26 protein-coding genes are annotated in these 24,302 nt (G+C 53.1%); 16 read left to right on the forward strand and 10 right to left on the reverse strand.

Annotated features, from left to right (window positions below):
* The first annotated feature begins 28 nt into the window (after window positions 1-28).
* Together BLP53_RS10085 and BLP53_RS10090 are read left to right on the forward strand one after the other, a co-directional pair.
* Entirely contained in the window at window positions 29-268 is a 240-nt protein-coding gene (locus BLP53_RS10085) for a YbdD/YjiX family protein (protein ID WP_091472050.1), read from the forward strand.
* Window positions 269-285: 17 nt separating this feature from the next.
* Entirely contained in the window at window positions 286-555 is a 270-nt protein-coding gene (locus BLP53_RS10090; RefSeq protein WP_091472051.1) for a KTSC domain-containing protein, read from the forward strand.
* A gap of 70 nt (window positions 556-625) precedes the next feature.
* Here the strand turns inward: BLP53_RS10090 and BLP53_RS10095 are convergent, their stop codons facing one another.
* On the reverse strand, window positions 626-2,092 hold the full coding sequence (locus BLP53_RS10095) for an iron-containing redox enzyme family protein (RefSeq protein WP_245652790.1): 1,467 nt from the start codon (window positions 2,090-2,092) through the stop codon (window positions 626-628).
* 187 nt (window positions 2,093-2,279) lie between these two features.
* Here BLP53_RS10095 and BLP53_RS10100 point away from each other — a divergent pair, with 187 nt between their 5' ends.
* A complete protein-coding gene (locus BLP53_RS10100; protein WP_091472052.1) occupies window positions 2,280-3,257 on the forward strand; it encodes a N5-glutamine methyltransferase family protein in 978 nt (325 codons plus the stop codon).
* A 35-nt stretch (window positions 3,258-3,292) separates the two neighbouring features.
* On the opposite strand, the gene BLP53_RS10105 is transcribed toward BLP53_RS10100, so the two are convergent.
* Both BLP53_RS10105 and BLP53_RS10110 read right to left on the reverse strand, forming a co-directional pair.
* Window positions 3,293-3,817 carry a M48 family metallopeptidase gene (locus BLP53_RS10105; protein WP_091472053.1) on the reverse strand — a complete coding sequence of 175 codons (525 nt, stop codon included), beginning with the start codon at window positions 3,815-3,817 and terminating at the stop codon, window positions 3,293-3,295.
* A 9-nt stretch (window positions 3,818-3,826) separates the two neighbouring features.
* Window positions 3,827-5,743, reverse strand: coding sequence for a putative bifunctional diguanylate cyclase/phosphodiesterase (locus tag BLP53_RS10110; RefSeq protein ID WP_091472054.1), 1,917 nt, complete (start codon window positions 5,741-5,743; stop codon window positions 3,827-3,829).
* A 337-nt stretch (window positions 5,744-6,080) separates the two neighbouring features.
* Here BLP53_RS10110 and BLP53_RS10115 point away from each other — a divergent pair, with 337 nt between their 5' ends.
* The gene (locus tag BLP53_RS10115; protein ID WP_091472055.1) at window positions 6,081-6,260 is read left to right on the forward strand and encodes a hypothetical protein; all 180 of its coding nucleotides are present in this window, start codon (window positions 6,081-6,083) and stop codon (window positions 6,258-6,260) included.
* A 70-nt stretch (window positions 6,261-6,330) separates the two neighbouring features.
* Here the strand turns inward: BLP53_RS10115 and BLP53_RS10120 are convergent, their stop codons facing one another.
* Window positions 6,331-6,522, reverse strand: a complete 192-nt coding sequence (locus tag BLP53_RS10120; RefSeq protein ID WP_143001367.1) for a hypothetical protein — start codon at window positions 6,520-6,522, stop codon at window positions 6,331-6,333.
* A 47-nt stretch (window positions 6,523-6,569) separates the two neighbouring features.
* Complete coding sequence (locus BLP53_RS10125; RefSeq protein ID WP_091472057.1) at window positions 6,570-6,938, reverse strand: hypothetical protein; 369 nt, start codon at window positions 6,936-6,938, stop codon at window positions 6,570-6,572.
* A gap of 325 nt (window positions 6,939-7,263) precedes the next feature.
* Between BLP53_RS10125 and BLP53_RS10130 the strand changes: the two genes are divergently transcribed.
* The 11 genes from BLP53_RS10130 to BLP53_RS10180 all read left to right on the forward strand — a co-directional run bounded on the left by BLP53_RS10130 (window position 7,264) and on the right by BLP53_RS10180 (window position 19,937).
* The gene (locus tag BLP53_RS10130) at window positions 7,264-8,034 is read left to right on the forward strand and encodes a GntR family transcriptional regulator (protein WP_091472058.1); all 771 of its coding nucleotides are present in this window, start codon (window positions 7,264-7,266) and stop codon (window positions 8,032-8,034) included.
* Window positions 8,035-8,092: 58 nt separating this feature from the next.
* On the forward strand, window positions 8,093-9,850 hold the full coding sequence (locus BLP53_RS10135) for a fumarate reductase/succinate dehydrogenase flavoprotein subunit (RefSeq protein ID WP_091472059.1): 1,758 nt from the start codon (window positions 8,093-8,095) through the stop codon (window positions 9,848-9,850).
* A gap of 28 nt (window positions 9,851-9,878) precedes the next feature.
* Window positions 9,879-10,094: a 4Fe-4S dicluster domain-containing protein gene (locus BLP53_RS10140; protein ID WP_245652791.1), complete on the forward strand. Its 216-nt coding sequence runs from the start codon at window positions 9,879-9,881 to the stop codon at window positions 10,092-10,094.
* A 96-nt stretch (window positions 10,095-10,190) separates the two neighbouring features.
* Window positions 10,191-11,585 (forward strand): ABC transporter substrate-binding protein, encoded by a 1,395-nt coding sequence (locus BLP53_RS10145; protein WP_091472061.1) that lies wholly within the window; start codon window positions 10,191-10,193, stop codon window positions 11,583-11,585.
* A 38-nt stretch (window positions 11,586-11,623) separates the two neighbouring features.
* The gene (locus tag BLP53_RS10150) at window positions 11,624-12,475 is read left to right on the forward strand and encodes an ABC transporter permease (protein ID WP_091472062.1); all 852 of its coding nucleotides are present in this window, start codon (window positions 11,624-11,626) and stop codon (window positions 12,473-12,475) included.
* A complete protein-coding gene (locus BLP53_RS10155; protein WP_091472063.1) occupies window positions 12,472-13,326 on the forward strand; it encodes an ABC transporter ATP-binding protein in 855 nt (284 codons plus the stop codon). Before BLP53_RS10150 ends, BLP53_RS10155 begins: the two co-directional genes overlap by 4 nt.
* A gap of 13 nt (window positions 13,327-13,339) precedes the next feature.
* Window positions 13,340-14,308 (forward strand): HEAT repeat domain-containing protein, encoded by a 969-nt coding sequence (locus BLP53_RS10160; protein WP_091472064.1) that lies wholly within the window; start codon window positions 13,340-13,342, stop codon window positions 14,306-14,308.
* Window positions 14,305-14,604: a DUF971 domain-containing protein gene (locus tag BLP53_RS10165; RefSeq protein ID WP_091472065.1), complete on the forward strand. Its 300-nt coding sequence runs from the start codon at window positions 14,305-14,307 to the stop codon at window positions 14,602-14,604. The genes BLP53_RS10160 and BLP53_RS10165 overlap by 4 nt, the downstream gene beginning before the upstream one ends.
* Before the next feature lie 12 nt (window positions 14,605-14,616).
* Window positions 14,617-15,879, forward strand: coding sequence for an OprD family outer membrane porin (locus tag BLP53_RS10170; RefSeq protein ID WP_091472066.1), 1,263 nt, complete (start codon window positions 14,617-14,619; stop codon window positions 15,877-15,879).
* A gap of 243 nt (window positions 15,880-16,122) precedes the next feature.
* Window positions 16,123-16,359 carry a DUF2789 domain-containing protein gene (locus tag BLP53_RS10175; protein ID WP_091472067.1) on the forward strand — a complete coding sequence of 79 codons (237 nt, stop codon included), beginning with the start codon at window positions 16,123-16,125 and terminating at the stop codon, window positions 16,357-16,359.
* Between the two features lie 227 nt (window positions 16,360-16,586).
* Complete coding sequence (locus BLP53_RS10180; protein ID WP_218119038.1) at window positions 16,587-19,937, forward strand: bifunctional diguanylate cyclase/phosphodiesterase; 3,351 nt, start codon at window positions 16,587-16,589, stop codon at window positions 19,935-19,937.
* A gap of 74 nt (window positions 19,938-20,011) precedes the next feature.
* On the opposite strand, the gene BLP53_RS10185 is transcribed toward BLP53_RS10180, so the two are convergent.
* The 4 genes from BLP53_RS10185 to BLP53_RS10195 form a co-directional block, all read right to left on the reverse strand.
* Window positions 20,012-20,215, reverse strand: coding sequence for a hypothetical protein (locus BLP53_RS10185; RefSeq protein WP_091472068.1), 204 nt, complete (start codon window positions 20,213-20,215; stop codon window positions 20,012-20,014).
* A 29-nt stretch (window positions 20,216-20,244) separates the two neighbouring features.
* Window positions 20,245-20,403: a hypothetical protein gene (locus BLP53_RS13670; RefSeq protein WP_176755265.1), complete on the reverse strand. Its 159-nt coding sequence runs from the start codon at window positions 20,401-20,403 to the stop codon at window positions 20,245-20,247.
* 293 nt (window positions 20,404-20,696) lie between these two features.
* Complete coding sequence (locus BLP53_RS10190) at window positions 20,697-21,227, reverse strand: cytochrome b (protein ID WP_091472069.1); 531 nt, start codon at window positions 21,225-21,227, stop codon at window positions 20,697-20,699.
* Window positions 21,228-21,274: 47 nt separating this feature from the next.
* Entirely contained in the window at window positions 21,275-21,685 is a 411-nt protein-coding gene (locus BLP53_RS10195) for a hypothetical protein (RefSeq protein WP_091472070.1), read from the reverse strand.
* 435 nt (window positions 21,686-22,120) lie between these two features.
* Between BLP53_RS10195 and BLP53_RS10200 the strand changes: the two genes are divergently transcribed.
* Window positions 22,121-22,594 carry a DUF4142 domain-containing protein gene (locus tag BLP53_RS10200; protein WP_245652793.1) on the forward strand — a complete coding sequence of 158 codons (474 nt, stop codon included), beginning with the start codon at window positions 22,121-22,123 and terminating at the stop codon, window positions 22,592-22,594.
* 124 nt (window positions 22,595-22,718) lie between these two features.
* On the opposite strand, the gene BLP53_RS10205 is transcribed toward BLP53_RS10200, so the two are convergent.
* Entirely contained in the window at window positions 22,719-23,966 is a 1,248-nt protein-coding gene (locus tag BLP53_RS10205; protein WP_091472072.1) for an NRAMP family divalent metal transporter, read from the reverse strand.
* Between the last annotated feature and the right edge of the window lie 336 nt (window positions 23,967-24,302).

Genomic DNA, 24,302 nt, shown 5'->3' on the forward strand with positions numbered 1-24,302 from the left:
CAAACTCTGCGTAAACAAAGGAGCGCTCATGTTTAAACTGAAAAAATGGTGGTGGACACAATGGCAGAAATTGCTGGGCGCTGACCGTGCCTATGCCAGGTACCTGGCCCATTTCGAGCGCTACCAGACAGAGGTGGTGGATCCCGAGTTGCAGCAGTCATTGCAGTTGAAACCCATGAGCAAAGAGGAGTTTGTGCAGGCCTGGCAGAAAAAAACGCTCAAGCCTACTGGCAAATCCTGTGGCTGCAAGTCTGGCGGTTGCTGTTAATACATCGCGAACGCATCATGGACATGCTCAAAACCAGCTCTGGCAAATTACGCGCCATTGGTTATGATGCCAGGTCCCGCACATTACGGGTGGAACTGGACGATGGCACTGTGCTGGAATACGCCAATATAAGCGAAAGCATATGGCGCAACCTTAAAAGCTCAGGCGTCCAGTGGAGCTATTACCGCGACAATATCGAAGAAGAGTTTACGGCCAGGCGCGTATCGGCCCAATCTTCATCCGGCAGTCTCCCAGACAAGAACCCGCTGGATGATTTATTTGGTTGATCTCCCCCAAAAGCTGCCTTCCCATAAAAAGTCGCCTTACCATGCGGCATTTTCAATGTCATCCGCACGGCTAAAAGGGTGAATCGAGATAAGATTTGAAATAGCGGGTGGCACATAAGCCCAGCGGTGTGTGGTGTTTGCCAGGCGATAACCAGCCAGCCAGAAACTCCATCAGCGCCTGGCCGTCGTCCATGCTGTGTACATGGCACTCAAATGATACCTGGTCCTGGTTAAAGTCATGACTGACTGGCAACCGAGCGATGCGGCCGCCTGTACGCAAGTCATAGACATTGTCATGCGGGTTATTTTTCCCAGCCTCCCTGGCCAGCCCCTGCTTTTCCACCATGCGCCATGGCCGGCCCAAGCGGCCAAGCATAGGCATGTTTTCCAGTGCGTCACCGGCAATCCAGTCGTACAGAACCTGCTGTTCATAAGCCGTAAACACGCCGAACATGGGGGCTTTCTCCCCGGCAAATGTTTTCCAGAACGGGCTTTCTTCGGGGGCATGATGCCGCTTGATCCAGCCGGTTTTCTCCATTGCATGTAAAAAGGGAACCATCTGGTCGCTATCCGCCAGCCACGCATTAATGGATTTACCCGCGATCTCGCAACGATTGGCGTGCATGAAACGGCCTATGGTCGCCTTGGCCTGCAGAATGCGCACCACCTCTTGCTGTAAATCAAACTGCCGGATAATCTCCAGCGTGCTCAACCCCGCATCGTTCAATTTCACGCCAGCCAGGACGCGCGCCATATACTGCCGGCTATCCCCGAACAAGGGCATCGCCTCTGCCACGGCCTCGACAGCGGCATGCGCATGCCCGGTTTGTGCATTATCTATGGTGGTGTGCAAAGTGAAATAATAAGGGTCGATATTGAGCTCTTTCAACTCATAAGCCGTGATGAGCAGGTGCAGCGGCAACTGCTCGTAACCAAGATTAAAGCCAATGACCTCCGGCAAATGCGTCTCGGTATTGGCCGCCAGCGCGAGTTGAACCGCACCCTGGGTAAAAAATTGATCGTCCAGGGTTTTCCAGTCATCACAGCCATTCACCCGGAGCAACTTGCGGTATAGCGCCACATGATTCATGGCCTCCGCGCCGTCGCCCAATTCTTCGAGGTAAATCCGGATCAGGGAAGCCAGCCTGGTATCCTGCCAGTGGCGCGTGACCCCGTACAGCCAGGCCCCATCCACCATTTTGGTCGGAGCGACGGCTCTTAGAAAATACAAGGCATGTGCTTTGCTGTGGAAATACCGGCGTGGGCCACCCGCCTGCCTGGACGCCAGGTATTGCTGGTATTGGCGGCCCACGGTTTCATTATGGGCTGCGAGCCAGCTGTTCAACTGTCCCGCCTGCGTCGGCATGGAGGTGGAATGGCCACGGGTGGCTTGCAGTTGTGCAGCAAGGAAGCCGGCACAAGGGCCTCCGGCGCGCTTGATATGCGCAGCTTCCAGCAGGGAAAAATACATCGCTTTTGAGGAACCATGCGGTGTCGTTTCCCGCGACTTCCTGAGTGCTTTATACAGGCCTGCCATCGTCTTGCATCTCCAGTTTATCCATGTCATAAGGTACGCAGATACGGGCAAACTCCCTATCGGACAATCAAGGAGCTGCATGTAGGAATACGCTTATAAAAGGATGCTGGCAGTTCTGTTAAGCTATCAGGATACCCGGCTCCAACCAGGCGAGCCCATCAACCCCTCATGACCAAAGGATGAAATTGTGGAAAAACACCTCCCTGCGTCATTAGAAAAATTACTGCGGGCTTTGCGTGACCGTGAGTATCGCTTTGTCACGACCACCCCCGCCACTCACCAGTTGGTTAACCAGCGGGCGGGCAATGCCTGGGCCAGGCATCTGCGGGATGTATTTGGCTGGAACCGGCCGTTTATGCCGGAAACCGTCGATGCAGCATTGTTCGCGCTGATGCAGGAAGCTGGTATTCTGCGCCCGCTAGCCCAGGGCTGGCAGTCACTGGTCAGGGTATCCAGCCTGCAGGATAAACTGTTCCTGCATTCGGGCTTTCCGACCGATACCGCTGACGCCGTGTTTTTCGGGCCGGATACCTACCGCTTTATCAACGCACTGTATAGTAGCCTGTCATCGTTGCCGGGCAAAGTACAGCGCTGCGTGGATATCGGCACCGGTACCGGTGCCGGGGCGATTTTCCTGGCAGAAGCCCTGCCTTATGCAGAAAGCATAGGCGTAGACATCAATCCGCAGGCCTTGTCTTTTGCCGCCATCAACGCACAAGCCAACGACCTGCCCACTGCCCGCTTTCAGTACAGCGACCTACTGCATGACCTGCCAGGCGAGTTTGACCTGATTGTTGCCAATCCGCCTTACCTGGTCGATCCTTCAGCACGCGCCTACCGCCATGGCAAAGGCCCGCTCGGTGCCCAGCTATCCCTGGATATTGTGGAATCTGCACTTACACGCCTGGCACCGGGTGGCAGCCTGATGCTCTACACCGGCGTGGCAATCATGGAGGGTCACGACCCTTTTTTAGAAGCGGTCAAACACAAAACCGCCCCCGCCGGATGTACCTATCAGTACACCGAACTGGAGCCGGACATTTTCGGGGAGGAACTGATAACGCCAGCCTACGCCAATGCAGACAGGATCGCCGCAGTCTGGCTAGTGGTGAACCGCCCCACCGTGGCAGGTGATACTTTGCTGCAGTTAATCAGCAAGCCATGATGCATGTAAGCAATGGCTCACTGACAATCACGGAATTACGTGAGTAATCCCACCTGCGTTTTATTCAAAATGAGCGATAGCAAATACAAACGGCAATCAAATTCATATTGCATATAGTCAGGTTCCATATGCAGGCATAGCTGGTAAAACGCTTTGTCGTGATCACGTTCTTTGAGGTGTGCCAGTTCATGTACCACAATCATGGTGAGAAACTCGGCCGGGGTGGTTTTAAAAAAGGAGGAAATGCGGATTTCTTTTTTTGCTTTGAGCTTGCCGCCCTGCACGCGCGAGATGGCCGTATTCAGGCCCAGCGTCTGCCGCTCTATGGTCAGCTGGCTGTCAAAATATACTTTATCCAGCAACGGCGCATTTTTCAAATAACGTTGCCTCAACCCATTGCAGAAATCATACAGTGCTTTATCGCTCTGGATGGTATTGGGCTGCGGATAGCGCTGCCTGAAATACTGGCCTAACTGGCCCTGGGCATGCAGTTGCGCCACTTGCGCCTGCACATGGGCCGGATAGCCAGGCAGGTATTGTTGAATCAGTGGTAATGACATGCCGTTATTCTAACCGAGCGTATCCGGCGTTAAGGTACGCGCCGCCAGATAGCTTTCAATATGCTCCTGCGCCATCGGCCTGGAATAGAAATAGCCCTGGATCAGCTGGCAACCCAGCGCTTGCAGGAACCGGACCTGGCTTTCGGTTTCTGCTCCTTCGGCCACACATTCAATCTGCATGCCCTGGCACAGGGCCAGGATAGACCGCACAATGGTCTGGCTGATGGTATTGGTTTCAATGTCCCTGATAAAGCTGCGGTCTATCTTCAGTTTATCCAGCGGCAGATTCTGCACATGGCTCAGGCTGGAATACCCGGTACCAAAATCATCCAGTGCGACTCTGGCACCGGCCTGGCGCAGCAAGCTGATATTATCCCTGGCGGTGGCAAAGTCCTGCAACAATGCGGTTTCGGTAATTTCAAAAATAAAGCGTGCCGGCTGGAGGCCGCTTGCTGCCATCATGCCTATCAACTCTTCAATCACCCCTTTATTGGTCACATCGTAGGCAGACAAATTGAACGATAACCGGATATGCGCCGGCCAGTCGGCCATCGTCACCATCGCCCTTTTAAACATCAGCCGCGTGATCTCCGACACCATGCCCAGGCTTTCTGCGGCACTGATAAACACATCCGGTGCGACAATGCCCAGGCTTGGGCTGTTCCAGCGGGCCAGGCTCTCAAATGAACTGGTCTCACCGTTATGCACATACACAATCGGCTGGAACACGGGGAACAGTTCGGCCTCAAGATCCGCCGCGCGTAACGCCTGGTCGATCTTGCTTAAATGCAGCCGTGCCTGTTCCAGTTGCTGCGAGTAAATTTCCATGCTGCCGCGCCCGGTGCGTTTAGCGTGATACAGCGCAAAATCGGCATGCTCATATAAATCCTGCGCCGTTTCCCCGCTGTTCGAATACTCGCAAGCGCCAATTGAGGCTTTGATGGTCATCGGGATGCCATCCACCTGCATGGGCTGGGCGATGACGTGCACGACCTCTTTGCCAAGCTGCGTCAACATGGCCTGTTGCATATCGGCGGTGAGCTGAAAGGCAAACTCATCGCCCCCCAGGCGGTAAAACTGCACATCAGCCACGCGGAGGCGGGACAGGCGCAGGCCGATCTCCACCAGGACCAGATCCCCCACATGATGACCATAAGCATCATTCACCGGTTTGAAGTTATCCAGGTCGACAATGCCCACCGCCACCCGTTCAGTTGCCTGGGCAGCATGGGCCAGGCGCTGCTCCACATGCGTGAAAAACTGGCGGCGGTTAGGCAGGCACGTCAAGGTATCCTGGTGTGCCAGCCGCTGGTTTTCTGCCGACAAGGCGTGCGTGGCATAGGTCGCATGGACCCATTGGTCAAACACATGATTGCTCGTCCGTATTGCCAGCAACACGCCGATTTCAAACACCAGTATCAACGCGGTCAGCACATACGGATGTTCAAGGGGCTCGAGAAAAATGCAACTGATGGTGGCCGCAAGTAACAAAAAATTGTAAATGTACGTCGCAATGCCGAGCTTGCTTAAAATAAAGACAAAACATAGCCCATACAGCAGGGTGTCAATGATCAGGAAATAATGGCCAAAGGTGCCGGTATGGTGAAATAGATACAGGGTTCTCAGCAGCGTCACGATACCGGCAAGCACCAGTAACACGGAGGATGCCCTCAGCCGCCAGCGTATTTGAGCCATACTGGGCTGGTCATGGCGACGGCGGAACCAGTAAAGGAAAATCAATGCCCCCAGCAGTATGCGGATGGCAGGCAGCCCCACCGATGCCGTCCAGTCCACTTCCCCCATTAGCGCAATCACTTGCATCGCCGTGGCACTCAGTGCAGTGAAAATCAAGATGGGTATTTCACCTGACAGACTGCGATATCTTGCCCGCAAGATCTCCGGGCTGGTGGTATTGAGAACTGGCATGTGTTAGGTCAATGAGGGTTTGCCAAATATTAAGCAGCGCTAATTTAATTTAATCTTCGGGAAATAGATAGATTTTTTGCTTAATTCTCCCTTTACTTTGTTTAAAAAAGCAAGCGTTACACCCATTGTGAATCAGGTAGCCGGTATTTCCGGGCCAGAGCCAACCTTTGCTACACGCCACTAAACAGGCCTTGGCTGCGTTTTTCCTGCCAATTGAAGAGGAGGGCTACTGCAAACTTTACCGGGGATCAGGGTTCCAATAGCAAAAGCCTTGATATAGGCTAAACACAGGCGCCAGATGCCTGTTAAAGTTAAACATACCCAAGGAGGAAAAATCATGGCCCAAGCATTAAAAGATGCCAAACTGGAAGCGCACCTGGAGGCGGTTGAAAAACACAAGGCGTTGCTGGAAAAACTGCATTTGAACGGTAATGCCCACCTCGACGAAGTGAACAATTCACTGGAGCAGCTCGCCATGACCCTGGAGGAATACCTAAAAATTATTGGTATTCCCTAAGGCTGGCAATAACTGACGCTGGCTTTCCGGCGTTAGCCGGCCTCATCGCTCGCAGACAAGGCTGCCGGCTTCAAACATCATTACGGCTGTTCAACTCATCTGCCGCTAGCTGGCCATGCTGTATTTCCGGGCCAAGTTCTGCCTCTTCAGTCTGGGGAGAGGGCTTTTTCCTGCGCGCAGCACCCCCTGGTTTTAATGACTGTTTATCCTGCTCAGGCTTGGCAGGCAGTACGTTTGCGTCGCGATTGGCTTTTTCTGGCATCGTCATCTCCTTCAAGATCAAGGCATGCCCCACTACGTGATGAAACATTACGCGAATGAGAGCTCATGCCAGATGGTTTGGTCGCCGCCACGTGACGGCTCATCAAACCCATTCTGGTAAGACTTTACCACGTCATCGCCCTCCACCAGTATCACCTCAAACCGGCTGATAGCAGGCAGCGCATTGAACGGGCCGGAAGGAGCAAAAGACCGGTAATGCAGGCACAGCGAGAGATTGGGGGCGATTGTCAGGTCAAACCGTTGTGCATATGAAAATGACGTGGACACATCGGTCTGCGTAAACCCGAACGCCAGCGTATCCCGGCTGACGTTGGACCAGTCCAGTTCCCTGCATGCCTGGTCTATCGAAAAACTCAATACTTCAAAAATCTGTTCTGCAAACGCATTTGGTGCCATCTGTACTCAACCTGTTCATTACACATTCCGCCTGGGCCACTATCTCGTGTGGTGACTCAGAAACTGGCGCCCAGTTTAGGTCGACTGCGCCCGATTCCATACTGGGGAAAATCCGATTTTGTTGTCAGATAAATCTGGCAACCCGGTTTAAATAAAAACCCCCAGTGCCTTTCAGTGAGCGTATGGCGCCTGGCCTTATGCGCACAAACTGTCGCCATCCATATAACAAATAAGAATATTGATATAGAAATATATTCTTTAATTTTTTCAGGTGTTGTCATTATGATTCCCGGCATAACCTGTTATGACAGGTCAACGGAGCCTTATGGATACAGTATTCAAACCAGTAGAGTTGCCTTTGCCGCTCTATGCGCAGATCAAGGAAACACTGCGCGAACGCATTCTGAATGGCAGCTACAAAGTGCATGCACAACTGCCCTCTGAAAGCGAGATCAGCACCCAGTTCAAGGTGAGCCGCATTACGGTGCGGCAAGCCCTGAACGATCTGCAGAAAGAAGGGCTGATTTTTAAAATCCCCGGCAAGGGAACGTTTGTTGCCAAACCCAAGGCCTTCCAGCAATTGACACAACTGGAAGGCTTTGCCGAGGCCATGCTGCCCATGGGCTACGAAATTTACAACAAGGTGATCAGCCACAAGTTCATTCCGGCCAGTCCGACGGTGGCAGAAAAACTGGGGTTGGCCGTGGGCCAGACGGTTACCGAAATCAAACGGGTACGCTTCCTGAACCGGGAGCCGGTATCAGTGGAAATCACTTACCTGCCGGAAGCCATTGGCGAAAAATTACGCAAGGCAGACTTGGCCTCGCGCGATATTTTCCTGGTCATGGAGAACGATTACGGCATTGCGCTGGGGCATGCCGACTTGCAGATTGATGCCATGCTGGCTGACCCGCAACTGGCCCTGCACCTGGCTATACCGGAAGGCACCGCGCTGTTGCGGCTGGAACGCCTGACCCATACCGCGGATGGCCAGCCGCTGGATTTCGAATATCTGTATTTCCGCGGTGATGCTTTCCAGTACCGCTTGCGGATTGCCAGACATCCCGGCGAACCAGCCGGGCATCTGGAAAATTAATACGCTGAGAATTAACACGCTGACACTACTTTCAAGCATCAGCAAACACAGGATAACTATGCAAACACAGACACAAACGGTTGATGTACTGGTGATTGGCGGTGGCACCGCCGGCCCCATGGCAGCGGTCAAGGCCAAAGAAGCCAATCCCGCACTGAAAGTTTTATTGCTGGAGAAAGCAAACGTCAAGCGCAGTGGCGCTATCTCCATGGGCATGGATGGCCTGAATAATGCCATCGTGCCCGGCCATGCCACACCCGAGCAATACGTGAAAGAAATCACTATTGCCAATGATGGCATCGTCAACCAGAAAACAGTGATGGCCTATGCGGAGAACAGCTTTGCCATGATTGAAGAGCTGGACCGCTGGGGCGTCAAGTTCGAGAAAGATGAGACCGGTGATTACGCCATGCGCAAAGTGCACCACATGGGCACCTATGTATTACCCATGCCGGAAGGCCACGACATCAAGAAGGTGCTGTACCGCCGCCTGAAACGCGCCCGCATTGAGATCACCAACCGCCTAGTGGCCACCCGCCTGCTGCTGGCAGAGGACGGCAGCATCGCTGGCGCCATGGCATTTGATTGCCGTAGCGGTGATTTCCATATCATCCGCGCCAAGGCGGTGATCCTGGCAACCGGTGCCGCCGGCCGCCTGGGCTTGCCCTCTTCCGGTTATCTGTTCGGCACCTACGAAAACCCGACCAATGCCGGTGACGGTTACAGTATGGCCTATCATGCCGGTGCAGAACTGAGCGGTATCGAATGCTTCCAGATCAACCCCTTGATCAAGGATTATAACGGCCCGGCCTGCGCCTACGTGACCGGCCCGCTGGGTGGTTACACCGCCAACAACAAAGGCGAACGCTTCATTGAGTGCGACTACTGGAGCGGCCAGATGATGATGGAGTTCTACCGCGAACTGGAAGGTGGCAACGGCCCGGTGTTCCTCAAGCTGGATCACCTGGCAGAAGAGACCATCCAGAATATCGAAACCATCCTGCACTCGAATGAGCGGCCCAGCCGTGGCCGCTTCCATGAGGGCCGTGGTACCGATTACCGCGAACAGATGGTGGAAATGCATATTTCCGAAATCGGCCTGTGCAGCGGTCATTCTGCTTCCGGCGTCTGGGTCAACGAATTTGCTGAAACCACGGTAAAAGGCCTGTATGCCGCCGGTGACCTGGCCTGCGTGCCGCATAACTACATGCTGGGTGCGTTTGTCTACGGAAAAATTGCCGGTGAAAGTGCCGCCGCTTATTGTGCGCAGGCACCATTGGCAGAGGTGGATGAAATACAAATAGCCACCGAACGTGAACGCGTATGGGCGCCGCTCTCGCGCCCGGATGGCTTACCGCCATTGCAGGTCGAGTACAAATTGCGCCGCATGGTCAATGACTACCTGCAACCGCCGAAAGTGACCCGCAAAATGGAGATCGGCCTGCAGCGCTTCGAGGAAATCAGGCACGACCTGGACCGCTTATCCGCCAGCAACCCGCATGAGCTCATGCGCGCACTCGAAGTACATGCCATCCGCGATTGTGCGGAAATGGCAGCCCGTGCCTCCCTCTACCGCACGGAAAGCCGCTGGGGCCTGTATCACAACCGGGTGGATTACCCCGCCCGCAATGACGAAGACTGGTTCGTGCATGTACAGCTGAAAAAGCTCAATGGCGAAATGCATTGCTTCAAGCGCCCCATTGAGCCATACATCATCGAGCTGGATGAACAGGAAAAAACCGCATATCAGAAACTCCGCATCAGCAAGGATGCGCTTAGTAACGCCAGGGAACAAGACACCCTGACCTCAGTTTGAAAGGTAAACCATGCCCCAGGCTTCCACCATGACCAGCGTTCCCGTCCGGGTCAATGAAGATTTATGCATTGCCGAGAAAGGCTGCACCGTCTGCGTCGATGTCTGCCCGCTGGACGTGCTGGCGATTGATATCGTCAAAGGCAAGGCATTCATGAAATTTGACGAGTGCTGGTACTGCATGCCTTGCGAGAAAGATTGCCCGACCGGTGCGGTCACCGTCGATATCCCTTATTTACTCAGGTAGCAAACGACCAAATTTTATTAACTTGACTGATTCCCCGGCAATGACCATACGAATGGAGTGTGCTAATGCGAATTGAATAACCTTCTGGAGATTGCAATGAACATGCAGAAAACACTGGCAGGAATGCTGGTTTCCCTTTTACTCACGCCGGTGGCATTTGCCGAAACCATCAGGGTCGCCATCGGCACCCAGGATACCACCATCAATTGCGCCACGGGCGGCGCCCTGATCCGCGAACTCAAGCTGCTGGAAAAGTACCTGCCGCATGACGGCAAATACAAAAACGTGCGCTACGATATCCAGTGGAAGAACTTCACCTCCGGCGCCCCGCTGACCAATGAAATGGTTGCCGGCAAGCTGGACTTTGGTGCCATGGCAGATTTCCCGGGGTCATTTAATGGCGCGGCCTTCCAGAAAGCCGGCAAGCAAAGCCTGTTTATCAGCGTGCTTTCCGGCAGCATCCAGGGTAGCGGCAATGGCATTGTCGTACCGACACAATCCCGCATCACCTCCATCTCTGAGCTCAAAGGCAAAACCATTTCAGTGCCTTTTGCCTCCACTTCGCATGGCATGCTGCTACGCGCCATCAAGCAACAGGGCTGGGATCCGGAAAAAGACGTCAATATCATCACCCAGGCACCGGAAATTGCCGGTTCTGCACTGAAAGCCAACAAGATTGAAGCGCATGCGGATTTTGTACCGTTTGCCGAGCTGTTCCCTTTCAGGGGCATTGCCAGGAAAATCTATGATGGCTCACAGGCCAATGCACCTACCATGCACGGCAGCTTGGTCGATGCTGCCTATGCCCGCAAATACCCTGAAATCGTCAAGGCCTTCCTGAAGGCCTCGCTGGAAGCTGACAGGCTGATTGCCGCCGAGCCGGAAAAATACAGCGAGTTAATCGCCAAGGTCACTGGCATCAATGCCGAAGTGATTTACCTGTTCCATGGGCCGCTGGGGTTGCAGACACGTGACTTCTCCTGGAAACCGGAATACCGGCAGGCAGTGAAGACATCCATCGAAACACTGAAATATATCAAGCACGAACAAATTGACCTGGATGTTGAGCATTTCGTCGATGACCAGTATATCCGCGCCGCATTTAAAGAGTCAGGACGTGACTATGAGGCGCAACTCAAGAACTATGCCCAGCTACCGCTGGTTGCTAAAGACACATTAACCGGCAAACCAGTCACCGATGCGAAACAGGTGGCACAAATATGGGTGGCAGGCGAAGCGCATGTCCGGCATTACGCCTCCCCCGTTTCCGCACTGACAGACCTGAAAGCCCTGGAAAAAGCCGGCAAAACGGTGCGCGTAACCTATGTGCAAGACAGCCAGAGCGGCATCAAGCTGCTGGCGCATGATGCCTGGTTTGTACAGAACAAGACCGGCATTTACAGCTTTCTCCTGAAGCGCTCGGCTGAAGAGTGGGCCCAGACCCACGACGGCAAGGTACTGGATTTTGCGGCAGCCAGATCCGCCATCTAAGCGCATACATCCGTCACCTCAACCTTAGGAACATCCGCATGGATAACAGTCTCTCTTCCACGTCCATTCACGCCGGGCATACGCCGGCAACGGGCCTCATACTCCCCTGGAAAACGTTCGCCCGCGTGCTGACCAGGGCAGCCTCGCTGGCAGTGTGCCTGGTCGCCTGGCATTACCTGGCCACTGCGCACGTAGACCTTGGCGTGGTGACCTTCCAGAACGTGCCATCCCCGGCGCAAGTACTCACTGCCGCCTGGGAGCTGCTGCAATCAGGCAAACTGGTTTCCCACCTGGCGGCCAGCCTCCTGCGCGTACTCGGCGGTTTTGCCGCAGCCGCCGTGGTGGGCGTGGCACTGGGGCTGCTGCTGGGGCGCTCCAGGTTTGCAGAAGATGTATTACTGCCACCGCTGGAAGTGCTGCGCCCCATTCCCGCCGTGGCCTGGATTCCGCTGGCCATCCTGATGTTCGCGTCATCGGAAGTGTCCATGGTATTTATTACCTTCACCGGGGCCCTGTTTCCCATCCTGCTGAATACCATCCATGGCGTCGAAGCCGTGGATCCGCGCCTGGTGGCCTCGGCCCGCAGCCTGGGCAGCAAAAGAATATCGCTGTTCACCGAAGTGATCCTGCCAGCAGCGGCACCCAGTATTTTCACCGGGCTGGCCATTGGCATGGGCACCGCCTGGTTTTGCCTGGTGACGGCTGAAATGATTGCCGGCCAATATGGCATCGGCTATTACACCTGGGCGTCTTACACCGTGCAGAACTACCCGGACATCGTGGTCGGCATGCTATTGATCGGCCTGCTCGGCATGTCCAGCAGTGTATTGATCCGCAAACTGGGCAAGTGGCTGATGCCCTGGGATATCAGTGAAAGAAAATCATCATGACGCACGCATTGAAACACGCGAAGCAGGGCAATATCGATATTCGCAACCTCTCCATCCACCTGCAACAGGGCAAACAGATGTTTGAAGCGCTGCACAACGTGACATTATCCGTGTCACCGGGCGAATTTGTCTGCCTGCTGGGGCCTTCCGGTTGTGGCAAATCCACCCTGCTTGGCACCCTGGCCGGTCATTTGCAGCCGACCAGAGGCAGCATCACCGTGGATGGGCAGACGCTTAACGGCCCGCATCCGGAGCGCGGCCTGGTGTTCCAGCAACACACCCTGTTTCCGTGGAAAAAAGTCATTGATAACGTCGCCTTCGGCCTGAAGATGAAAGGCGTGCCCAAACAGCAAAGGCAAGACAAGGCGCGTGAGTTACTAGCGCTGGTCGGGCTGGCCGGGTTTGAGCAGCACTATCCCGCCCAGTTGTCGGGTGGCATGCAGCAGCGCGTCGAGATCGCGCGCGTGCTGATCAACGATCCGCGCGTCATGCTGATGGATGAGCCATTCGGCGCCCTGGATGCCCAGACCCGCATGATGATGCAGCAATTATTGCTGGATGTCTGGGACAGGGTGAACACTACCATCCTGTTTATTACCCACGACATCGATGAAGCCCTGTTCCTGGCGGACCGCATCATCGTCATGAGCCCGCGCCCAGGCCGCATCATCGAGGAAATCAGGCTGGATTTTGACCGCCCGCGCCAGGCCGACCTGATTACCTCAGACCATTTCATGCAACTGAAGCGGCATTGCCTGGACCTGTTACACCCGCAGGATTCAGCCTTCCCGCTGCGCCGGCTGAGCCCGCTGGGTGCGAGCCCTTTAAAACAATCAGAACTGACTTCTTAGGAAACACACCACCATGACCACCGATTTTTTTGACGATCCGGAACTGGCAGACATCCGGCAGCGATTGCAATCGACAGACAGCACCATCCGCCGCATCGCCATTATCGACCTGGCAGACTTGCCCGGCGATGAGCATGTGCCGCTGATTGCCGCCGCGCTACAGGACCCCGCTGCCGATGTCCGCCTGGAAGCTGCCAGGGCACTGGAAGCCTTTGAAACCACCGAGAGCATTACCGGCCTGGTGCAGGCATTGCAGGATACGGATGCCCAAGTGCGCGAAGCGGCGGCCCATAGCTTGCATGACTTGAAACTGCAGGCCTCCGCCCGCCTGATCCTGCCGCAGCTGGAAACCGCCACACCGTTTACCCGCGTGGCGCTGTTCCGCGCCCTGCGTGAATTGCGGGTGCCGGAGAGTTTCAGCTACGCGCTGGCGGCTTTAAAAGATGCCAGTCCTGCCGTCAGGCGTGAAGCGGTGGCGGTGGTCGGCTACCTGAAGAATGCCACCGCCCTGCCGCTGTTATCCGAACTGGCCCAGCACGACAGTGAACCGGAAGTCCGCCGCGCCGCGATTGGCGCGATTGGTTTCGCCGACAGCAATACCGTGCTGGATGCCTTGCTGGCTGGCCTGCAAGATCCGGAATGGCAAGTGAGGGAAGAGGCGGCCACCACGCTAGGCAAACTGAAACTGGCGGATGCCATCCATCCCCTGATTGAAACCATGCAGGATGATTACTGGCAAGTCCGCATCCGCGCCGCACGCGCCCTGGGCCGGTTGCGTGAGCCCGTGGCATTGCCTGTGCTGGTCGAGGCACTGGCACATGTGATCAGCAACCTGCGCAAAGAAGCCGCGCTTGCACTGGGCGAAATCGCTGTCGTCGAGGCGCTGCCAGCGCTGGAAGCCATACAGAATGATGCGGACCCGGAAGTACGGAAATCCGCCCGCCTGGCCATCTCGCAAATCCAGGCGGCACAAGCGGCATGAATAGCATTGAAACCATGACGCTGACCACCGAAGGTGCGCTCCATATTGTGTGGCACACCCATGACCAGCAGACATTGCCTGCCGCGTTTTTACGCAGCCAGTGCCAGTGCGCCCCGTGCAAGGCACATCGCCTCAAGGGGCTGCCACCGGCACCCGTTTCCCCGGATATCCGCATTACGCATATGCAACCCATCGGCATTTATGGGGTGCAGCTGACTTTTGATGACGGTCACGACCGCGGCATCTATCCGTGGGTTTATCTCTCCGAATTGGGGCAGCAAGCTGCCCTCCAGTAAACAGGAATCCTTATGTTACCCAAAAACACGATTTACAGTACCGGACTGGTTTTGTTGACGATGGCCAGGCTCGCCTACGCTGGCGACGAACTGTCAGGCTTGTTCACCGACGCAAAACTGTCAGGCACATTGCGCGCCTACCAGTTTACCCGGGCATTTGAAAATAATGCCACAAGCGATACACATGCCTTTGCGCTGGGCGGCAAACTCAAGGCCGAAACCGGTGATTTCCACGGTTTCAGTGCCGGCCTGGGCTACTACTTTGCCAATGACCTTAACCTGAGCAATCACGATGACAATAACAGCCACCTCACCACCATCTTGATGGGAGAGGGGCACACGCTCAGCACCGTAGGCGAAGCCTACCTGCAATATAAAAACGACTTGCTGCTGCTGAAAGCAGGCCGCCAGACCATGGACACGCCCTGGATCAACGCCGGCGATGCCACCCTGATTCCCAATCTCTACCAGGGCTACACCGCGGCCATCACGCCTTATGAAGGCCTGAAAATCGAAGCTGACCGCATCCTGGCATTCAAGCACAGGACCACCTCCGGTTTTGACAGGGATACGGTATTGGCCACGCCCAACAGCAAACCTGCCGTCACCGAAGATACCGATGGCGCCATTGCCCTGGGCGTGAGTTACAAAAATGCCAGCGTCAGCGCCAAAGCCTGGTTATACCGGTTTTATGACTATGCCAACCTGGGTTACCTGCAAGCGGGTTATACCTTTCCGGCCCTCCGTTCCGTGCAGCCGTTTGCAGAAGTCCAGTACATGAAGGAAACCGATAGCGGCGCAGCCTTGGCTGGCGCTGTTGATAGCCAGGCTTACGGTGCAAAAATCGGACTCTTATTACCGGACAAGCTGGGCAGTGTCTTTATTGCCTACAACAAAGTCCCTCACAACAACGAGGCCGGCGTCACCAACGGCAACCTGGTCTCGCCCTATACCCAGGGCTATGTGACCGACCCCTTGTACACCTCAGGGCTGAACTATGGCCTGGTCACTGCCCGCGCGGCCGGTGAAGCCTGGCAGCTGGGAATGAAGCTGAGCCTGTGCAACCAGAAACTGGATATTATCCCTGCGTTTACCAGCTTCCATACCGAACCCTATGCGGCCAATATACAAACCTACCTGGTGGATGTGGCCTATCATTTCAGCGACAAACTGAACGGGCTGACGTTAAGAAACCGGTTGGGTGTCAATCACGGTAATCCGCAATGGGGTGACTACACCATCGATAACCGGGTGATGGTCAGCTATGCCTTCTAGCTAGCCGGAGATGGGGGGGTTATAGCGCAAAAGCCGCCATTGGCGGCTTTTGCCACGCTAGCCAGCGCGCTCAATCACCAACCTGCTCACAATACATCATTGAAAACCACATGCCCGGCATCGCAGACTGAGTGGTAACATGCATTTGTCTGTAGCGCCTGCGACCAAGACTCGACCGGGTAGGTGAAGGCGATGAATAAATCGCAGCGCTGCTTTGCAATAACGACATGAGGAGTCAGTATCATGGAAGCTTCAACACACACACTGAACAATTTATTCGCCCAACTCGGCTTACCAGCCAGTGATGAAGAAATCGAAAACTTCATTAAAACCCATAGTCACCTGGCGGGCACTATTTCACTGGCTGACGCGCCGTACTGGACACCAGCGCAAGCCGCATTTTTACGGGAAGAGATTCTGAAAGATGCTGATTGGGCAGAAGTGATAGACCAGCTTAATGCGCGGTTGCATAAAAAATAAATAAAAAGCCCGATCGCTCTACAACCAGGCGCTTTTGTATTACATGCAGATCCCGGCTTACCCTGTTTTTTATCCCGGATCTGACGCTCTTACCAAAAGATAAGCGCATAATGTCACAGCAACACTCCATTCGCAGATTTCATTCCAGCTGTTTAACGAATAACACAATAAATACCTTCAACCTGTCATTTGAGGACAGGCTGGAGGTATAAAAAGGGGCATGCGTGATGAATGCTGATTCTGGCAAGCACAGTTATCGGGATATGTTATTGAAACATTATCGCAGCGTGACGCACGCCAGGCCTGTTGCAGACACGGACCTTTCCCCTTCCTTTACTAGGTCCCTCATCGCGAATGTCGTCGGCCTGGTCGTCATCCTTGGATTTGTATTATTGGTCATCCTCACCTGGCATGGTGTAACGACGACGAATAAGGCCGCCCGGCAAGAGGTCACAAACGCCCTCACGCAAGCCACCGCCAGATTGAATACCTTACTGCTTGCTGCAGAAATGACAGCAAGCTCAGCCGAGCGGGTGGCACAATCGTTATCGGTGAATGCCGCGACCTTGCAGCCCATCCTTGAGAACTCATTAGCGGCGTTTGAACAACGCCCGGAGCTAAGTTACCTGGGCCTGGTGCTATCTGCCAGCGGAGAGTACGTCAACATTGAGCGCACAGCCAAAGGCGATATTTTTCTCTGGGCGTTTCCTCCTGCCAATAGCGCTCCGCTCGTGCAAACCTTCAAGCTGGAGCGAAAAGGGTTTAGTCCCCAGCAGTCATTACCCACTCATGGTTACGATCCGCGTACCCGGCCATTCTACAAAGCCGCACTCAGCGCTACCGCTGAAGGCGCATGGATTCCCGCCTACCAATGGGTAGAACATGCAGGCAATGAAAAGCCGTTATGGGGCCTGAGTTACGTCAGGGCGTTGAGAGACGAGGCTGGCCAAGTGATCGGTGTACTTGATGCGGACTTTGACCTGCCCGCCTTAAATCGCTACTTGAAGTCGATTTCTGCAGAAAACAAAACACGCTTATATGTCATCGAAATGGGCGCTACACCACGCATGATAGGTGGCCCTGATATTGAGCGTGCGCCGCATGCGCTCCCGCCAGAATTTTCCGCCCTCACCACCTTTGCCGGGAATGCATATGTCACCAAAATGTCCTTGCATGGAGAAAAGCAATGGGTGGCCGCCCGCCACCTTCAATTAAAAGGCGGCCACTCCTGGATTGTGGTTTCCTCCAAAATCACGCCCGTGATTGAATCCTCATTGCAACGGCAACTGCTGCAAGTGCTGGGCATGGGCGCTGCAATCGCCATCGCACTGGTGCTGGCTTCCCTGAGGCTAGCCTATCGTTTTGGCAGGCCGCTGGAAGAATTAGAGCTCCAATTAATCAATAACGGGCAAACCTCGCAAGAAACAACCTCTTCAACATCGGTGGCATGTAAAGGTTTCCGCGAGACGCAAAAATTAAAACTGGCCCTGGAAAACATGGCCGATGCCATGCACCAGCAGGTATTGGCGCAAGAGCAACAGCTCGCCTCCGCCAAGCTGAAGAGCGCTATTTTCGACTTTACCTCCACCATCCTTTTCAGTCTTGACCAGCATTTGAATGTCATTGAATGGAACAAGGCAGCCGAAAAATTATTTGGCATCAAGCGAGAGGAGGTTTTCGGCAAATGGATAGGCGATATCGTGAAAACGCCTGATGCATTGATGGACTGGCCTGAGGTGATCAGCGCAGCGCGTACCGGTGTGTATCGGTTTATGGGGGTGAAAGGCCTATTTGATGCAGAACTGAGAGTCATGCATTTTCAGCAGGATGGGCAGGAAATTTATACCTTCATTCTTAATGACGTCACCGAAAGCAGGCATCTGGAACAGAAGCTGAGACGGGATCTGGATTATGCGGATGCCGTGCTCAGCAGTTTGCCCGGTGTGTTTTATCACTATGATGAAAGCTTGCACCTGGTGCGATGGAACAACAACTTTGAGCAAACCAGTGGTTACTCTCAAAGCGAACTCGCTGGTGCTGACCCTATGATGTTTTTCGCAGAAGAAGATCAATCCCTGGTGAAGAGCCGTATTGCCGAAGTGATGGAAAAAGGGGTGTCTTCGGTGGAAGTGGATTATCTGCTGAAAGATGGCAGCCGCATCCCCTACTACTTTACCGGCGTGCGTTTTGAACATGCGGGCAACCTGGGATTCGTCGGCGTAGGCACAGACCTTACCGAACGCAAGCAGGCCGAACAGCGCATTCGCTTCCTGGCTTTGAACGACGCACTCACTGGCCTGGCAAACCGTAACCAGATTGAAGAAAACATCCAGCAATTAATTTCCCTGCCGCATCAGGGTGAAAACCATTTCGCACTGCTGTATATCGATTTGGACCGCTTTAAAATTGTGAATGGCGGCTATGGTCATTTATTCGGCAATGCGGTACTCCAGGCTGCGGGCCAGCAACTGGTCAGCCTGGTCCAGGCGACTGATGTCGTTGCACGTCTTGGTGGCGATGAGTTTCTGCTATTGATATACGACATCCACCACCCTTCAGAAGCGGCCGGCGTTGCGGCCAGCATCATCGAAAAATTCAACTCGCCCATCCAGGTACAAGGCCAGGATATTCATTTATCCATCAACATCGGGATCAGTGTTTACCCGATGGACGGTAAAACGGAAAATAGCCTGATTGATAATGCCGAGATCGCCATGTACAAAGCCAAAGAACTCGGCAATAACGCTTTCCAGCTTTTCAGTCCCGATATGGGGCAACAAACCCAACATAGAGTCGATCTCGAAATCAGGCTGCGTAGCGCGATCGCTGAAGAGCAACTGTACCTGGTCTACCAGCCCAAGGTGAATTTAACCAGTGGTGAAATTACGGGTTGCGAAGCGCTGATTCGCTGGAAACATCCGGAATTCGGCATGGTCTCCCCCATGCAATTCATTCCAATCGCAGAAGATTCCGGCCTGATTATCGCTATTGGCGATTGGGTGTTACGCACCGCCTGCCTGCAAGGCCGGGCCTGGATAGACGCAGGCTTGCCGCCCATATGCATCGCGGTGAATATTTCGGTGCGCCAATTTCTGCAACAGGACTTAGTGGCGTGGGTGGCGCGCACACTGCAAGCAACAGGATTGCCGCCAGAATACCTGGAACTGGAACTCACTGAAAGCCTGATCGCCCAGGATATCGAGCGCGTCACGCAAACCACGCTTCAGCTTAAAGAAATCGGTGTAAAACTCTCTATCGATGATTTTGGCACAGGCTACTCCAGCTTGAGCTACCTCAGGAGCTTTCATGTAGATACCTTAAAAATCGATCAATCATTTGTGCGCAACATGCTCACCGAGACAGAAAATGCCACCATTGTGCTGGCAGTCATTGCATTAGCGCACAGCTTGAAATTCAAAGTGATTGCGGAAGGGGTAGAAACCGAACAGCACTGCAAATACCTGCAAATGCATGATTGCGATGAGATTCAAGGGTATTATTTCAGTAAGCCTATCGCAGCCACAGAATTCGCCTCGCTCTTGCAAAGCGGGCAGAAATTAAATATTCCTGGTTCCTAAAGATTAAAAATCTTTGAAGCACTTTTACGTGAAGAGATTGACCCGCCGAAGGTCATTAATAAGTTAACACTCATTTATTTTTGGGTGAACTTCTCATCCTCAAGCATTTTGCCTGGCTCCACATCCGGTTGATTATTCCGGTCAATTTCAGGATTTTTGGCCAACTCCCCCAAGTTGCCTTTAACCGCTTTTTGCTGGGTGGTCTCTTTGTCCACACTCTTTACTACAGTAGATTTTTCTTCGATGCCTTCTGCAGGCACGGCTGAATCCAGTGACATAATCATCTCCAGTTTTTAAGTGATATCCGCTAAAGCTCTTCAGGCGGAATATAGTTTACGGGACCGCCGGTGGGATTTTCTACCGTTTCATCATCAGGCTCTACATCCGGATCAAGTACGGTCTCGTCATCGGGATCCACGCCAATATCCAGGTCAGCAGCGGGAATATGGCCTGGATCGCTAGCCATCTCTATCTCCTTTTTTAACCAGGCAGAAATGATAATTTACAGCTGCCTCAACCTTTATCAGCCAAACGCTGATTATGTTGTGGGAGTTTCAATAAAGGACTGTAAAGACGGTGGCCCATGCAGGCACCACCGCCATGTTGATCATCAAGTACGGAAACCTGTCTCACTTCCAGTCTTGATATCAACGACTACAGGTTAACCGGGAACCAAAAACAGGGTTATCGGATGCCCACTGTATTTGCGGTAGGAATTTTCAGACCGGGAATTAAAAAAGCCGCTATACGCGGCTTTCATTAATGGTCATCCACCAGGCCGAATATCTGATGGTAGATGGCCGCCGTAATATGGACAGCAAATAAGGGATAGATCATCACGGAAATCAGATAGTGAAATCCCTCGACAGCTTTATGGAAGGAGCCAGCTTTCTCAAATAACGGCGGAAATTCAAGCAGATCGAAAAAATGCAACGGTTCGCCACTGCTCAGCAATATCAATACACCCAAAATACATTGCGTAATAAGGATGACGTATATTGAGCGGTGCAGGGAAATCGCCATCAGCTTCTGCCATGTTTTGATACTGTAAGAGCGAACAGGGTTAGGATTCAGGTTCCGCCATGTCAGCCTGGCAAGCATCAATATCAGAAAAATCATGCCCATGGAAGAATGCCGGATGACCAATGCCAGCTTGTCAGGCCCGGGATCTTTATCTGAAAACTGGCTGGCGATCACGATCAGCGTCAGCAGCATGGCCACACTGGTCCAATGCAGTATCCTGGCGATCAAGCCATATTGCGTATTGGAGTTTTTAAGATCAATACTCATCGCTGCCCCCTGAAATGCCATTGCTTTATCGTGGAGATAAATTCCGCTTACTTGAGGGAATATCTGAGTAGTTTTATGGCCGCCATCCCAAAACCAAAAGTGGTTAATGACAATGTGGTGTACAGAAATAACATATAAGGCAGCGAGTGAATTTTAGGTGAAATCGCCAACACTAAAAAAGCCGTCGGATTACCGATTGAACCCAGTGCCATTGGCCAGATGACAAACTTGGGCAGCCTGATTTTTGATGCATAGAAGCCCAACAACAACATGGTCATCATCAGGTAATCCAAATGCCCGGAGAGAAGGTTTTCAGTGCTGGCAAATATATTGAGCATGTAAGGAATTTTCAGGCCCCTGGTCATCACCAGGCACCATGCAAGCACCAAACCCAACAGTAATGTAATACAGGCTGTTCTCAGTAAAATGACATTACCGGCGTGTTTATCTTCATTCATTTTTATTTCCCCTTTTAACCTTTGCTTTAATTAATCGCAGCTTTATTAAACCTGATCTGAAACTACCCGTCATAGGTCTTCCCTCTAGGTAGACAGGTCTGTTCATTTGCAGTTTATTATTATTTTTTGGGTATTGCAATGGAGGAAGGGAAATCTAGCGGATTTTGAAGAGCATCGCTCGCCCCCTGTTTGGATATGCAGCCAAACGCCGCTATGCCTCTGGCGATAGGTGCGCCCGCATGGCGTACAATCCATGCAGGAAATGCATTCGCCTGAAGGAGAAAAATTTTTCATCCGACAGCATAATCAGATAACGCCCGATACTGGATCGCGCGCCCTCTCCCCTACATTGGGTATTTGCCAAGGCAGAGGAGACCAGAAATGAGACGCTTAAACCGTTTGCTTGTAGGGACAGCTATATTGGGGCTTATCTGTATGAATATTCCCGCGCATGCCAGGGATATTTCCATGTCGGACAAGCGTTTCCTGAAAAACGCAGCGGAGGCAGGCAATTTCGAGATTGAGGGCAGCAAGTTGGCACTCGCCAAATCCAAAGATGCCGATATCTTGCGTTTCGCCAGGATGATGACGGATGATCATGCGCAGGCCGCCTTGAAGCTAAAGGATCTGGCAACCAGGCGCGGTGTGGAGTTGCCCACGGAGCCCAGCCTGGTACAACAGGCCAAATTGAAATATCTGGAAATGAGGGAAGGTGTCAAATTTGATAAAAGCTACGCCACCCATATTGGGGTATCCGCACACGAGCAAGCCGTGAAACTATTCGAAGATGCCGCCGAGGATGCCACAGATGCCGATATTAAAAAGTTTGCGGCTGATACCTTGCCGGTATTGAAAAAGCATTTGGAAGAAGCCAAAAGAATAGATATAAGAGTTAACCAAGATGACTAAAGCAGGACAAAAGCCGGCGAAATCAGCTTCCCGGCTTTTGTGTTGCACCTCACGCCTGTTTCAGGATGCGTGACATAGCCTGTTGCTACATGCCGTTCCAAACATGGCGGTTTCCCTCAAGCCATTAAATCAGCGTATATGCCATCATTACCACAGCGGCACTCATGGCGCACGTACATGTCCAGCCGGTGAGATTGAGTACCCTACCTATTTTGAGGTTGCCAACGACTTTTCGATTATTCACCATGAACATCATTAATATCATGATGGGAACCGCTAATACGCCATTGATCACTGCACTCCAGTAAAGCGCTTTAATGGGGTTGATAGGCGTAAAACACAGGCCGGCACCGACGAGGGTCGAAATGCCGACAATGGCATAGAAGCGTTTGGCTTTACCGGGCGCGAGTTCCAGGCTGCAGTCCCAATCAAATGCGCCTGACATGGCGTAAGCAGCAGATCCAGCCAGGACTGGAATCGCGAGCAGGCCGGTCCCGATAATACCCAGGCTGAAGAGCAGGAAGGCAAACTCCCCGGCGATAGGTTTCAGTGCTTTCGCCGCATCTGCAGAAGTTTCTATATTGGTGAGGCCATGCGTATGCAGGGTCACCGCTGCCGTCAACATGATGCAGAACGCGACAAAATTGGAAAATCCCATACCGATGGCGGTATCCAGCCTGATTCTTTCCATATTGCTGGAAATCTGTTGAGGCGCTTTTGTTAATGGCCGGGCGGAAGGGTGCTGCCGTATTTCTTCTACTTCCTGCGAGGCTTGCCAGAAGAAAAGATAAGGGCTGATGGTCGTACCAAAAATAGCGACCAGCGTCGTAATATAAGCGTTGTCCCAATGAATATCAGGGACAAGAATTTGATGCACCATCGCCTGGAAGGGGATTTTCACCAAAAACAGGGTAGCCACATAGGCCAGCAGCACTAGCGTCAGCCACTTGAGCACCCGTACATATTGCTGGTAGGGAATCAATATCTGCAGCGCTAACGATAGCAGGCCGAAAAAAACCGCATATATCAGGCCATTGCCGCCGAATATCAGTTTAAGGGCATCCCCCATCGCGGCCAGGTCTGCGCCAATGTTAATCACGTTGGCGACCAGCAACAGGTAAATCATGCAGTATAAGAGGGCGCGAGGGTAATGCTCCCGCATATTGCCAGCCAGCCCCCTGCCACTTGCCCGTCCAATAATGGCACTGATCATCTGAATAGCGAGCATCAGCGGGTAGGTCAACAGGATAGACCAGAGCATATGCATGCCAAATTGCGCACCGGCCTGTGAATAAGTCGCTATGCCGCTAGGATCATCATCCGCAGCCCCCGTAATTAAACCTGGCCCCAGTTTTTTTAGAAATCTATTCATTATTGACCGGCTGCGCTCCCTATCCTGTAAGCAAATATGAATGCAGTGCCAGTGTAGGATGGGTCTTGCAACCTCCCTAGGCGCAAACCTCTGATTCTACTGTCGGATGAATCCGGCAAGGGGCGGTGTGAATGTTCCGGACTTTGCCATTCCATTCCGCAGTAGATGAATGGGTTTTTCTAGCCCGCAATCAGCCAGTACCTGTCAGGAGACCTACAGCGGGCTCGAGCGTAACTATTGGAGCCTTTTTACGTTCTGTCCGATGATTCCTACGTTAAATTCAGCTGCAACGGGATGGAGCACATAGGAGGAAATCAGCATGATGAAGCCTCGACT

It is taken from the genome of Methylophilus rhizosphaerae (assembly GCF_900100975.1).
In the GTDB taxonomy this organism is placed as follows: Bacteria; Pseudomonadota; Gammaproteobacteria; order Burkholderiales; family Methylophilaceae; genus Methylophilus; species Methylophilus rhizosphaerae.

Bases quoted from the DNA above. Each gene is read 5' to 3' on its own strand.
- BLP53_RS10200 (WP_245652793.1), top strand. From the start codon at position 22,121: ATGAATATTCCCGCGCATGCCAGGGATATTTCCATGTCGGACAAGCGT.
- BLP53_RS10170 (WP_091472066.1), top strand. From the start codon at position 14,617: ATGTTACCCAAAAACACGATTTACAGTACCGGACTGGTTTTGTTGACG.
- BLP53_RS10135 (WP_091472059.1), top strand. From the start codon at position 8,093: ATGCAAACACAGACACAAACGGTTGATGTACTGGTGATTGGCGGTGGC.
- BLP53_RS10105 (WP_091472053.1), bottom strand. From the start codon at position 3,817: ATGTCATTACCACTGATTCAACAATACCTGCCTGGCTATCCGGCCCAT.
- BLP53_RS10145 (WP_091472061.1), top strand. From the start codon at position 10,191: ATGAACATGCAGAAAACACTGGCAGGAATGCTGGTTTCCCTTTTACTC.
- BLP53_RS10130 (WP_091472058.1), top strand. From the start codon at position 7,264: ATGGATACAGTATTCAAACCAGTAGAGTTGCCTTTGCCGCTCTATGCG.
- BLP53_RS10110 (WP_091472054.1), bottom strand. From the start codon at position 5,743: ATGCCAGTTCTCAATACCACCAGCCCGGAGATCTTGCGGGCAAGATAT.
- BLP53_RS10115 (WP_091472055.1), top strand. From the start codon at position 6,081: ATGGCCCAAGCATTAAAAGATGCCAAACTGGAAGCGCACCTGGAGGCG.
- BLP53_RS10090 (WP_091472051.1), top strand. From the start codon at position 286: ATGGACATGCTCAAAACCAGCTCTGGCAAATTACGCGCCATTGGTTAT.
- BLP53_RS10160 (WP_091472064.1), top strand. From the start codon at position 13,340: ATGACCACCGATTTTTTTGACGATCCGGAACTGGCAGACATCCGGCAG.
- BLP53_RS10175 (WP_091472067.1), top strand. From the start codon at position 16,123: ATGGAAGCTTCAACACACACACTGAACAATTTATTCGCCCAACTCGGC.
- BLP53_RS10085 (WP_091472050.1), top strand. From the start codon at position 29: ATGTTTAAACTGAAAAAATGGTGGTGGACACAATGGCAGAAATTGCTG.
- BLP53_RS10195 (WP_091472070.1), bottom strand. From the start codon at position 21,685: ATGAATGAAGATAAACACGCCGGTAATGTCATTTTACTGAGAACAGCC.
- BLP53_RS10165 (WP_091472065.1), top strand. From the start codon at position 14,305: ATGAATAGCATTGAAACCATGACGCTGACCACCGAAGGTGCGCTCCAT.
- BLP53_RS10140 (WP_245652791.1), top strand. From the start codon at position 9,879: ATGACCAGCGTTCCCGTCCGGGTCAATGAAGATTTATGCATTGCCGAG.
- BLP53_RS10155 (WP_091472063.1), top strand. From the start codon at position 12,472: ATGACGCACGCATTGAAACACGCGAAGCAGGGCAATATCGATATTCGC.
- BLP53_RS10190 (WP_091472069.1), bottom strand. From the start codon at position 21,227: ATGAGTATTGATCTTAAAAACTCCAATACGCAATATGGCTTGATCGCC.
- BLP53_RS10095 (WP_245652790.1), bottom strand. From the start codon at position 2,092: ATGGCAGGCCTGTATAAAGCACTCAGGAAGTCGCGGGAAACGACACCG.
- BLP53_RS10205 (WP_091472072.1), bottom strand. From the start codon at position 23,966: ATGAATAGATTTCTAAAAAAACTGGGGCCAGGTTTAATTACGGGGGCT.
- BLP53_RS10185 (WP_091472068.1), bottom strand. From the start codon at position 20,215: ATGTCACTGGATTCAGCCGTGCCTGCAGAAGGCATCGAAGAAAAATCT.
- BLP53_RS10125 (WP_091472057.1), bottom strand. From the start codon at position 6,938: ATGGCACCAAATGCGTTTGCAGAACAGATTTTTGAAGTATTGAGTTTT.
- BLP53_RS13670 (WP_176755265.1), bottom strand. From the start codon at position 20,403: ATGGCTAGCGATCCAGGCCATATTCCCGCTGCTGACCTGGATATTGGC.
- BLP53_RS10150 (WP_091472062.1), top strand. From the start codon at position 11,624: ATGGATAACAGTCTCTCTTCCACGTCCATTCACGCCGGGCATACGCCG.
- BLP53_RS10180 (WP_218119038.1), top strand. From the start codon at position 16,587: ATGAATGCTGATTCTGGCAAGCACAGTTATCGGGATATGTTATTGAAA.
- BLP53_RS10120 (WP_143001367.1), bottom strand. From the start codon at position 6,522: ATGCCAGAAAAAGCCAATCGCGACGCAAACGTACTGCCTGCCAAGCCT.